The 11469-nt window shown below is 43.0% G+C and carries 11 protein-coding genes; 8 read left to right on the forward strand and 3 right to left on the reverse strand.

What is annotated here, in order from left to right:
* From V7K36_RS17715 to V7K36_RS17740, 6 genes are all read left to right on the forward strand, one after another.
* Positions 1–2220, forward strand: a 2220-nt coding sequence (locus V7K36_RS17715) for a BamA/TamA family outer membrane protein (protein WP_335117826.1), incomplete at its 5' end; no start/stop codon positions are given.
* A 218-nt stretch (positions 2221–2438) separates the two neighbouring features.
* Positions 2439–3311 (forward strand): UDP-3-O-acyl-N-acetylglucosamine deacetylase, encoded by an 873-nt coding sequence (gene lpxC / locus V7K36_RS17720; RefSeq protein ID WP_335117828.1) that lies wholly within the window; start codon positions 2439–2441, stop codon positions 3309–3311.
* Between the two features lie 58 nt (positions 3312–3369).
* Entirely contained in the window at positions 3370–3900 is a 531-nt protein-coding gene (fabZ, locus tag V7K36_RS17725) for a 3-hydroxyacyl-ACP dehydratase FabZ (RefSeq protein ID WP_335117830.1), read from the forward strand.
* Between the two features lie 311 nt (positions 3901–4211).
* The gene (lpxA, locus tag V7K36_RS17730; RefSeq protein ID WP_334939240.1) at positions 4212–5030 is read left to right on the forward strand and encodes an acyl-ACP--UDP-N-acetylglucosamine O-acyltransferase; all 819 of its coding nucleotides are present in this window, start codon (positions 4212–4214) and stop codon (positions 5028–5030) included.
* A gap of 202 nt (positions 5031–5232) precedes the next feature.
* Positions 5233–6399, forward strand: coding sequence for a lipid-A-disaccharide synthase (lpxB, locus tag V7K36_RS17735; RefSeq protein WP_335117832.1), 1167 nt, complete (start codon positions 5233–5235; stop codon positions 6397–6399).
* 308 nt (positions 6400–6707) lie between these two features.
* On the forward strand, positions 6708–7958 hold the full coding sequence (locus V7K36_RS17740) for a DNA cytosine methyltransferase (protein ID WP_335117834.1): 1251 nt from the start codon (positions 6708–6710) through the stop codon (positions 7956–7958).
* A gap of 58 nt (positions 7959–8016) precedes the next feature.
* Here V7K36_RS17740 and V7K36_RS17745 read toward each other — a convergent pair whose 3' ends face one another.
* From V7K36_RS17745 to V7K36_RS17755, 3 genes are all read right to left on the reverse strand, one after another.
* On the reverse strand, positions 8017–8490 hold the full coding sequence (locus tag V7K36_RS17745; RefSeq protein WP_335117836.1) for a hypothetical protein: 474 nt from the start codon (positions 8488–8490) through the stop codon (positions 8017–8019).
* A gap of 63 nt (positions 8491–8553) precedes the next feature.
* Entirely contained in the window at positions 8554–9165 is a 612-nt protein-coding gene (locus tag V7K36_RS17750) for a hypothetical protein (protein WP_335117838.1), read from the reverse strand.
* 184 nt (positions 9166–9349) lie between these two features.
* A complete protein-coding gene (locus V7K36_RS17755; RefSeq protein WP_335117840.1) occupies positions 9350–9880 on the reverse strand; it encodes a hypothetical protein in 531 nt (176 codons plus the stop codon).
* A gap of 242 nt (positions 9881–10122) precedes the next feature.
* On the opposite strand from V7K36_RS17755, the gene nfi reads away from it, so the two are divergent.
* Complete coding sequence (nfi, locus tag V7K36_RS17760; protein ID WP_334939255.1) at positions 10123–10788, forward strand: deoxyribonuclease V; 666 nt, start codon at positions 10123–10125, stop codon at positions 10786–10788.
* A gap of 157 nt (positions 10789–10945) precedes the next feature.
* Positions 10946–11467 (forward strand): FHA domain-containing protein, encoded by a 522-nt coding sequence (locus V7K36_RS17765; RefSeq protein ID WP_335117842.1) that lies wholly within the window; start codon positions 10946–10948, stop codon positions 11465–11467.
* Positions 11468–11469 lie beyond the last annotated feature (2 nt).

Raw genomic sequence — 11469 nt, forward strand, 5'->3', positions numbered from 1 at the left:
ACACCTTCTTCAACTCCTGAGACAACTCCAGTCCCAGAAAATGTTAATCCACCGACAACGGAACCTTTATTACCCACAACTCCAGAACCATCAACTGCTCCAGTCATTCCACCCCCAGGTAGTCAACAAAGAACACCTACCCCAAGCCCAGGCGCGACTCCAGTCCCAGAAAATGCCAATCCACCGACAACGGAACCTTTATTACCCACAACTCCAGAACCATCAACCGCTCCAGACATTCCACTCCCAGGTAGTCAACAAAGAACACCTACCCCAAGCCCAGGCGCGACTCCAAATCCGCAGAATGTTAACCCGCCGACAACTCCGGGAAATACTCAACCCAACACAGCCCCAGAAGCCAATGACCCCCGCGTACTGGTGTCAGAAGTAGTAGTTAGAACACAGGCTGGGCAACTATCACCAGAACTCGAAGACCAAGTTTATAAAGTAATTCGTACCCAACCAGGACGAACGACAACTCGCAGCCAACTGCAAGAAGATATTAACGCCATCTTTGGTACTGGCTTCTTCTCAAACGTCCAAGCAGCGCCAGAAGATACCCCCTTGGGAGTACGAGTCAGCTTTGTTGTACAGCCTAACCCCGTCCTCACCAAGGTACAAATACAAGCCAATCCTGGCACTGGTGTTGCTTCCGTACTACCACCTAACACTGTAGATGAAGTCTTTCGCCAGCAGTATGGCAAAATCCTCAACTTGCGTGACTTGCAGGAAGCCATCAAGCAGTTAAACAAGCGGTATCAAGACCAAGGTTACGTGCTAGCCAACGTGATTGGAGCGCCACAAGTCTCTGAAAACGGAGTTGTTACCTTACAAATAGCAGAAGGGGTAGTAGAAAACATTAGAGTCCGGTTCCGCAATAAAGATGGTCAGGAGACAGACGAGAAGGGACAACCGATTCGGGGACGGACGCAAGATTACATCATTACACGAGAATTGGAATTAAAGCCAGGACAAGTATTCAACCGCAACACGGTGCAAAAAGACCTACAGCGAGTATATGGACTGGGACTGTTTGAAGATGTAAATGTCTCCCTTGACCCTGGTAGTGACCCCAGTAAGGTGGATGTAGTAGTAAATGTAGCTGAACGCGGCAGTGGTTCTATTGCGGCTGGGGCGGGGATTAGTTCTGCTAGCGGACTGTTTGGCACGGTTAGCTATCAACAGCAAAACCTGAACGGTAGGAACCAAAAACTGGGTGCAGAAGTACAGGTGGGAGAGCGGGAACTGCTGTTTGACCTGCGGTATACAGACCCCTGGATCGCCGGAGATCCCCACCGGACTTCCTACACGGTCAATCTTTTTCGCCGCAGTTCCATTTCGTTGATTTTTGATGCCAAAGATCAGGATATTAGAACATTTGACCCAAAGAATCCCACTAATACAGATTCTCAGGATAGCCCCCGCATTCTCCGTCTAGGTGGTGGTGTCACCTTTACCCGTCCCCTGTCCTCCAATCCCTACAAAACTTCCGTATGGACAGCCTCAGCCGGTTTACAGTATCAACGGGTTTCCGCCCGTGATGCCGATGGCAATCTCAGAAGAACAGGAGCGATATTTGATGACAATAATGGGAACCGCATCAGCCAAGAAGTGCCACTTACCTTCTCTGGTGGAGGTGAAGACGACTTGGTGCTATTGCAACTAGGGGTACAGCGCGATCTCCGTAATAACCCCTTGCAACCTACCAGTGGTTCTTATCTCCGCTTGGGAATCGATCAGTCAGTCCCTTTGGGACTAGGCAGCATTTTCCTCACCAGATTACGGGGTAGCTACAGCCAATATTTCCCCGTCAAGTTGATTAGCCTCTCCAAAAAAGGGGCGCAAACTCTAGCATTTAACTTCCAAGCAGGAACAGTTTTCGGGGACTTGCCTCCCTACGAAGCTTTTACCCTTGGGGGTAGCAACTCCGTCCGGGGTTATGAAGAAGGAGCATTAGGTAGCGGACGCACTTATGTGCAAGCATCAATTGAGTATCGGTTCCCAGTTTTTTCAGTAGTCAGTGGCGCACTATTTTTTGATATCGGCAGTGATCTGGGTACTAGTACCCTAGCAGCTGATGTGCTCAATAAGAACGGGAGTGGCTACGGCTATGGTCTCGGGGTTCGCGTCCAGTCTCCACTAGGGCCAATTAGGATTGACTACGGTATCAACGATGACGGTGGTAGCCGGATTAATTTTGGTATTGGCGAAAGGTTTTAACTTGTCATTAGTCAGTTGTCATTGGTCATTGGTGAATCATAAAGGACAACTGACAAAGGACAAATGACAATTATCTTTTTTGGATTAGCTTGCTAATTTTTACATTTACCTCAATACTGTTCCGATAAAGGGATTAATGACATTTTTAGGGGAATATCAGGGATTTTACCAAAACAGACGATGAACAATACTAAACAAAATATATTGACTTTTCGGCTATGCAGCACACTCTAGCGGCTCAAATCACTCAAACTGGAGTGGGACTGCATAGCGGTGTGAATACCCAGGTGCGGATACTACCAGCTGAGGCGGGAAGTGGACGCTACTTTGTGCGGGTGGATTTACCGGATTTGCCGATCATTCCAGCCCAAGTTGCAGCAGTTAGTCACACTGTTCTCTCAACTCAGTTGGGCAAGGGGGAGGTATATGTTCGCACGGTAGAACATTTGTTGGCGGCGCTTTCGGGTATGGGTGTGGATAATGCCCGGATTGAAATTGATGGACCTGAGGTTCCACTTTTGGATGGTTCGGCAAGTGTGTGGACAGCTAACATTGCCCAAGTTGGCTTAGTATCACAACTTGTCAACAACCAAGTTCCCTTGGCTGTTACAGAACCAATATGGGTCTATCAAGGGGATGCCTTTGTATGTGCCCTCCCAGCATCAGAAACCCGTTTTAGCTACGGGATTGATTTTGACCTGGCCGCCATTGGTAATCAATGGCATAGTTGGTCACTAAGCGCTGAACTAGGAAAAGCTGCTGCTAGCTTTGCTGCAAAAATCGCTCCTGCCCGGACTTTTGGGTTACTGCATCAAATTGAACACTTACAAAAAACAGGGTTAATTAAGGGTGGCAGTTTGGATAATGCACTCGTTTGTGGGCCAGAAGGCTGGCTAAATCCACCATTGAGATTTGCAAATGAGCCAGTGCGTCATAAGATATTGGATTTAGTAGGAGATTTAAGTTTACTAGGAACTTTTCCTACTGCTCATTTCTTAGCGTATAAAGCCAGTCACAATTTACACATTCAATTGGCTCAAAGAATTTTAGATTTGGGATTGGAGCTAAAGTCTAAAATCGAGGATTATTAAGGCTTTTGATATACGCCTGCCTACTCAACTTTCAGATGAAAAATTAACCACACGCCCAATGTCAATCCTCACTGAAGTGAATACCATCGATACGACTACACCGATATCTACCGAACCACAGGCTATAAATGAGACTAAAATCATCTCTGAGGTTAAAACAACTTTCACATCTGAAGAAATTCAGGAATTGCTACCCCACCGCTACCCATTTTTACTTGTAGATAAAATAATTGACTACGTTCCAGGTAAAAAAGCTGTAGGCGTTAAAAATGTCACTATTAACGAACCCCATTTCCAAGGACATTTCCCTGGACGTCCACTGATGCCAGGGGTGCTAATTGTCGAAGCAATGGCACAAGTTGGGGGCATTGTCCTAACTCAGATGTCTCCCGGAAAAGGCGAGCTGTTCGTCTTCGCTGGTATCGATAAAGTTCGCTTTCGCCGCCAGGTTGTACCGGGGGATCAACTAGTAATGACGTTGGAACTGTTATGGGTAAAACAACGTCGTTTCGGTAAGATGCAAGGTCGTGCCAAAGTTGATGGTCAACTTGCTTCTGAAGGGGAATTAATGTTTTCTCTAATTAATTAAAAGTTTGCCTTCGTGGTATGGGCATAGCCGTGAAATGCCCCTACTGAATCCTGAAAAAGGATAACAGTAAAAAAAATCCACAACAGCATCTGATAATTTCTTGATTTTCAACGCCCTCTTTATGAGACGCACTCACAAACACACTTAACTTGCTTTGCCCGACACTTTCGTTCACTGAAATACTTCACACTCAACAATGTCAGTTGCCTCGATGGGACAGCAGCCGGTACAACTCTCTTAACCAGAGTAACTACCTGCCTCAGAAACCCCGCCCGGCCCTGGCTTATCAAGACAGTTCTGGAGATTCACCCTTGAAAACGCTAATTCATCCAACTGCTGTAATTGATCCGAAATCGGAACTCCACCATACAGTGCAAGTCGGTGCCTATGCTGTGATTGGAGCGCATGTCAAAGTCGGCCCTGAAACAATAATTGGCGCTCATGCAGTGCTAGAGGGGCCTTGTGAAATTGGGGCGCAAAATCAGATTTTTACAGGTGCAGCCATCGGCATGGAACCCCAGGATCTCAAGTTTGTGGGAGAACCAACCTGGGTCAAAATTGGTGATAACAACTTGATTCGTGAGTACGTTACCATTAACCGCGCTACCGGTGCCGGTGAAGCGACGGTAATTGGTGATGGAAACTTGCTGATGGCTTATGTCCATGTGGCTCATAACTGCGTGATTGAAGACCAAGTAGTGATTGCTAACTCTGTGGCGTTGGCAGGTCATGTCCATATAGAGTCACGCGCTAGGCTGAGTGGGGTTTTAGGTGTCCATCAATTTGTGCGTATTGGTAGACAGGCAATGGTGGGAGGCATGGCACGTATTGACCGGGATGTAGCCCCATATATGCTCGTGGAGGGAAATCCGGCGCGGGTACGAACCCTCAACCTTGTCGGACTTAAACGGTCTGGTATGGACTCAGCAGATTTGCAAATGCTGAAAAAAGCCTTCCGCATTCTCTACCGTTCTGATTTGTCCTTTAAGGATGCTTTGGAACAGTTGGAATTGTTAGGGGATAGCCAAGAATTGCAGCATCTGCGCCGCTTTCTGCTACTTTCTCAGATGCCAGGAAGGCGTGGTTTGATTCCCGGTAAGGGCAAAAAAGGCGTGAGTGATGAATCGTGAAATGTGAGATATATCATGTCCGTCGAATTACTCATAATCAAAGCACCCCACCCCCAACCCCTCCCCGCAAGCGAGGAGGGGGGCAAGAGTGTAGCTGGCAAAGATGCCCAGACATTATATGAGTTATGAGTTGAGGAATTAAATTTTTAACTCATAACTCCTGACTCCTCACTGCTAATTTTTACTAATTACTAATTATCAAATGCGGATATTTATCAGCACTGGGGAAGTATCTGGCGATTTGCAAGGGTCGCTGCTAATTACAGCACTGAAGCGTCAAGCTGTGGCGATTGGGTTGGAATTAGAGATTGTGGCGCTGGGTGGCGAAAAAATGGTAGAGGCTGGGGCTATTCTGCTGGGCAATACCAGTAGTATTGGCTCAATGGGTATTCTAGAAGGACTGCCCTATATTTTACCGACTCTCCAGGTGCAACGTCAGGCGATCGCTTTTTTAAAGCAAAATACACCTGACTTGGTGGTGCTGATCGATTATATGACTCCAAATGTTGGGATTGGGACTTATATGAAACAGCATCTGCCACATGTGCCTGTGGTGTATTACATTGCTCCGCAAGAGTGGGCTTGGTCAGTCAATTTGCGTAGGACTAACAAGATTGTTGGCTTTACAGACAAGCTGTTGGCAATCTTCCCACAAGAAGCGCGTTATTTTCGGGAACAAGGGGCAAAAGTTATTTGGGTAGGGCATCCTTTGGTTGACCGAATGCAGGACGCTCCTAGTCACCAAGCAGCGCGTGCAACACTGGGGATTGCACCAGAACAAATTGCGATCGCACTCCTCCCTGTCTCTCGCCACCAAGAACTAAAATATCTTTTACCAATTATTTTTCAAGCTGCCCAAACTATTCAAGCTAAATTACCTGAAGTTCATTTTTGGATTCCCCTATCTCTGGAAGTCTATAGACAGCCAATTGAGGAAGCAGTTGAGCGTTACGGTTTGCGGGCTACAGTTCTATTAGGTCAACAAAAGGAAGTTTTTGCAGCTGCTGATTTAGCCATTAGCAAATCTGGTACTGTCAATCTGGAACTTGCTTTGTTAAATGTGCCGCAAGTTGTAGTTTACCGCCTAAGTTCCCTGACTGCTTGGATAGCTCGTAAAATCCTCAAAGGTTCTATAACCTTTGCATCGCCAGCCAATTTAGTAGTGATGAAGCCGATTGTGCCAGAATTTTTACAAGAGGAAGCCACACCAGAGAATATTATCCAAGCAGCGATGGAACTGCTACTCAATCCTAGTCGCAGAGAGCAAACTTTGCTAGATTATGAGGAAATGCGGCAGTGTTTAGGAGAAGTTGGGGTGTGCGATCGCGCTGCTCAAGAAATTTTGCAAATGCGACCAAATAATTCATAATTCCTAATTCGTAATTCGTAATTCGTAATTAAAAATAGCGAATCAATCAGTTTATTTATGAGTAAAATTAAGTGCGAAGCATCTGTTTTTGCCAGAAGCCGCATTTATCCATAGGGCAATACGCTTGGGTTAAAGCTAAAACTCTTTTTGTCAAAGTTAATTTTTTTAACGAACCGCCATCTCTGCGAGAGGCTTTTGCCAACGCGCAGGGTAGGACGCAAAGGAAGAAATGCTTAACTGAACTGCATTGTTCCATAGGGTAATTACGAATTACGAATTACGAATTACGAATTACGAATTATGTTGAGATGAGAAAACAACGAGCGATCGCAGTTGACTTATTCGCCGGTGCAGGCGGTATGACTCTTGGCTTTGAACAAGCTGGTTTTGATGTGCTGGCGTCTGTGGAAATCGACCCCATACACTGTGCAACACATGAGTTTAACTTCCCTTATTGCTCAGTGTTATGTAAAAGTGTTGTGGATACAACTGGGGAAGAAATTAGGAGTCGGTCTAAGATTGGCGATCGCGAAATTGATGTAGTAATTTGTGGCTCACCATGTCAAGGATTTTCCCTAATTGGTAAACGGATTGTTGATGATCCCCGAAACTCTTTAGTTTTTCACTTTCATCGGTTAGTTTTTGAGCTAAAACCGAAATTCTTTGTAATGGAAAATGTTCGGGGAATCACAGTTGGCAAACATAAACAAATCCTCCAATCTTTAATTAGCGAATTTAAAATTTATGGGTATAAAATAGAAGAAAATTACCAAGTTCTCAACGCTGCAAATTACGGAGTACCACAGTCCCGTGAGAGATTATTTCTCATAGGTGCAAGGGAGGATGTAGAGTTACCGAAATATCCTCAGCCGATTACTAAACGAGCATTACCAAATAATTTAAATTCTAAAAAAATATCTGACATCACATTGAGTCCTACAGTATGGGATGCAATTGGAGATTTACCTGAAATAGAAAAATATCCTGAGTTACTAACAAGAAATTGGGTTGTAGCAGAATACGGAAAGCCTAGTAAGTATGCTCTTGTACTTCGTGGGTTGAAATCCCTAGACGATGATTATTCTTACAAACGTGAATATGATTTGCGAATACTTTCTTCAAGTTTAAGAACAAAACATTCTGCGGAAACTATTAAACGTTTTCAGGATACTCAACAAGGCGAGAGAGAAAAAATTAGTCGTTTTTATAAGCTGCATCATGCTGGTGTCTGCAATACTTTAAGAGCTGGAACAGACAAGTATAGGGGTTCTTTCACATCTCCTAGACCGATTCATCCATTTACGCCGCGCTGTATCACAGTTAGAGAAGCGGCGAGATTGCATTCTTACCCCGATTGGTTTAGATTTCATGTAACCAAATGGCACGGATTTCGACAAGTAGGTAACTCTGTACCACCGCTACTAGCAAAGGCTGTGGCGGCGGAAATTATTCGCAGTTTGAATATTTCGCCTTTTAAGCCTAGTTTGGGATACAAGTTGCCAGAAGAGAAGCTATTACAATTTAATATGTCCCAAGCGGCACAATATTATCAGTGTTGATATGGATAGTTGAGCGATCGCATTGCTTTTTCTAGTTTAACGCTGAGGTGCGATCGCATTACTTGCCACTGACAGCATTTTTCTCAGCGTAGTTGAGATTTTTTTGATATTCTCTGATTTTTTGTTGAGCTATTGTATAATTTTGGCTAGAAGATGGCACGGTTTTCAGAAGTGAGATCGCAGTTTCCCACTGATTCACAACGGTTTTCCACTCATCTGGAGATTTTGCTGATTGAGTAAGGTTAGTTGCATTAATTGCTTTACTTATTGCCTCTCGGAATGTATCAGTTTGAAGTAACACAGCTGGCGATTCTGAAATCACTGGTGAGGGTGTAACTAATACAGATTTTGATGATGTTTGAATTTTAGAGGTTAGGGGAAGTATTTCTCCAAATTTTGAATAAAAGTATATTCCTACAGCAATTGAAAATATCAAAAAACTCAGCAGCCACTTTTTATTTAAATTACGATATTTATGTTGAGTCTTGATGATTGTAGTTTCTTCATCATTCGATAAAGGATTTGATTTCATTTTGTGTAAACCTATTTCTCCGCGCAATTTATTGAGTTCTTTGTCTGTCTTAAAATCAGTGTTTTATTTTCTTGAATCTGTTTCTTTATTGCCAGAATAAGCAGATATTATTCGACGTTTTACCAAATATTCAATTTGATAAGTTAGTGCCATACCAGAAATATGGAACAGCCCAAATATTACTATTATATTATTTTGCATTTGTGTGTAGTCTTCAATTGATTTGGCGTAGCTAAGATTAAAGAATGGTAGAAGTATTGTAGAAAAAAAAGCTGCTATCAGTGTAGAAATTGCAATTACAAGCCAAGCGTATAATCCTTCCCACCAACTCATTATTCCTGGGAATAATCCTTTTGTTCTACCTATTTCGGGTGCCTGAATTTCTGATATAAACCGACTAATGAGCAAGTGTAAGCAGTGATGAGTAAAAGAAATTATAGGAATTGGAGATAGGAGTAACAGTATTGTAAATATAGCAAATAATTCGGGACTTTGTACAAAATATGCGATACGATAGCCTACCTTTCCAGCATTATTGACTATAAATATAATAACGCTCAAAAATAGAGTCAAAATCAATGATTTTAACCAAGAGCTAGGAAAAGGAAACCATAAAGGCCAGCAAAACTTTTGTAGCTTTTGCTTAGTAACTTCCTGAATATTCGGCTGTGTCATAACCAATAAATCCAAAAACTGATAAATTATCGTCTATCTTAGGATTCACCATTTACAGGTAAAAGCAACATTTTCAGAATATTTCTAGCCCGATGTTTAAAATTTGCATAGATTTATTAAAGTTATTACAAAAGCCGCTATTTTAGACTCTTTTTCTGCGCTTCTGCATGAGCAAAATTAAATACTAACGTTCCTTTGTAATCACAGAGCTACCATTACTAATACTTACTTTTTGAATAAAAACCTCAGTGCAAGATGATAAAATATCAGTACCTATTTGATTAGCAATAATTTCAAAATCTTGGGTTGTTAATTCGCGTGCAGTATCGCCACTTAAATTAATACAAATAGTTAGGATTTGAGGATTACTAGAAAATTGTTGATTATCTACTACTTCTAGTTCAGCTTCTGCTATACCCAAATCAAACTCTTGACTCCAAGCTGGAAACTCATTACCCGTTTGTTGTCCATAAACTTTCACTATTTCAACAGATGCAGCCCCTAAAGCCGTTAACCCTTTGCGGACAAACGCAACTAAAATTTGCTGATTTGGTACTTCGGCAGATTCTATAGATTCTATTATTACCTCTAAGCAAGTATCTTTGAAGGCAACTTTTGCAGCGATTCCTTTGGGGTGTAGGTGGCGGTTCATCAGAGATGCGATCGCCTCGGTATCTCCCTGCTTTGCAAGTTTTAGAATATTCGGCTGTGTCATAACCAGTAAAAGAGATAAATCTAGGAAAATAAACTTATATCCTCATGATTCCCTCTTCACAGCCTTAAGTAACATTATCATGTAAGATATCAGCTAACCTGGGCTAAAATATCTAGTATAAAGATAGTCTTTCCTAGACTTTTGCAATAAATAAATTTTGCCTGTATTAACATCAAAAACTCTTGTTTTGTGATTGCAAAATTAACAGGATTAATATTAATCGTTTAATTCCAAATTTAAATATGAAGTTTTATCGAGATCATGCTTGGCCTTCGACGCTCGAAGAAGCCATAGTTATCCAAGAAAAGCTGCGAGATCAAGTAATTACAGAGGATCAACTGCAAGAACCTATCCAGTACGTTGCTGGAGTCGATATGGGTTTTGAAGCTGATGGAACAATTAGCCGTGCAGCTGTCGCAGTACTGAGTTTTCCTGATTTGCAGGTAATCGAGACAAGCCTAGCACACCGTCCTACAACTTTTCCTTATATTCCTGGGTTCCTCTCATTTCGGGAAATTCCAGCTGTCCTCGATGCCCTGGAAAAGATTAAAACAATACCAGATATCATCCTGTGTGATGGTCAGGGAATTGCTCATCCCCGCAGATTAGGTATAGCTAGCCATTTAGGGTTACTTGTGGATATGCCGACAATTGGTGTAGCTAAATCGTTGTTAGTAGGTAAGCATGAAGAATTGGCAGAAACCAAAGGCAGCAAGCAACCACTGATATATAAGGGTGAAACGATTGGGGCAGTTTTGCGATCGCGCACAGGAGTAAAACCTCTGTACATCTCCAGTGGTCATCGAATCAGTTTACCCACGGCAATTGACTATGTATTACGCTGCACGCCCAAATATCGGCTGCCAGAAACTACACGCATCGCTGATAAATTAGCGTCGGCGAAATAAAGCGAAACCTCACCCCCAACCCCTCTCCTTACTAAGGAGAGGGGAGATAAAGCTTGTTGAAGTTTTTTCTAAATACTTGCTTGCATCTACTGAATCGTGTTAGAAATCGCACATAAAGAAGTTGAAGTAACTAAATACGAGTTATGAAGTTAGAACAATGAACGCACTAACTTTACAGTGGCACGATGCAGGTCAAGATAAAACTCAGAATATTTACGAACAACAGCCAAGTCAAAATCCTGGCACTGTCCGCATCGGTCGCGATCTACTCCGGTGCGATATTGTTCTGAGTCACCCCACTGTCTCTGGTCTGCACGTTGAAATCTTTTTTGATCACCAGCAACAGCGCTTTTATATCAGAAATTTGCGATCGCAAAATCCCCCCGTTGTCGATGGACGGCAATTAGTCCAAGGTGAAATGCCTTTAACTGAGGGCAGTAGTATCTCTTTAGGACAAATAAAACTCAACGTTACTAGCATTTTCACGGGTAGCATTCCAGCAACAATTTTAATGCCACCACATCCACCAACGCCCCCCGCACCACCGCCAAGAGTTTATGGCTTAGAATGCCCCAAATGTCATAAAGTTTGCCCAGGAGAGAATCTACACATAGGCTGTGGTTGGTGTGGAACATCTTTAGCTGCGGCTGTCAGTGTGTTAGTAGCACCGAGTAATTAGGG

The organism is Nostoc sp. (assembly GCF_036919555.1).
GTDB lineage: Bacteria > Cyanobacteriota > Cyanobacteriia > Cyanobacteriales > Nostocaceae > Nostoc.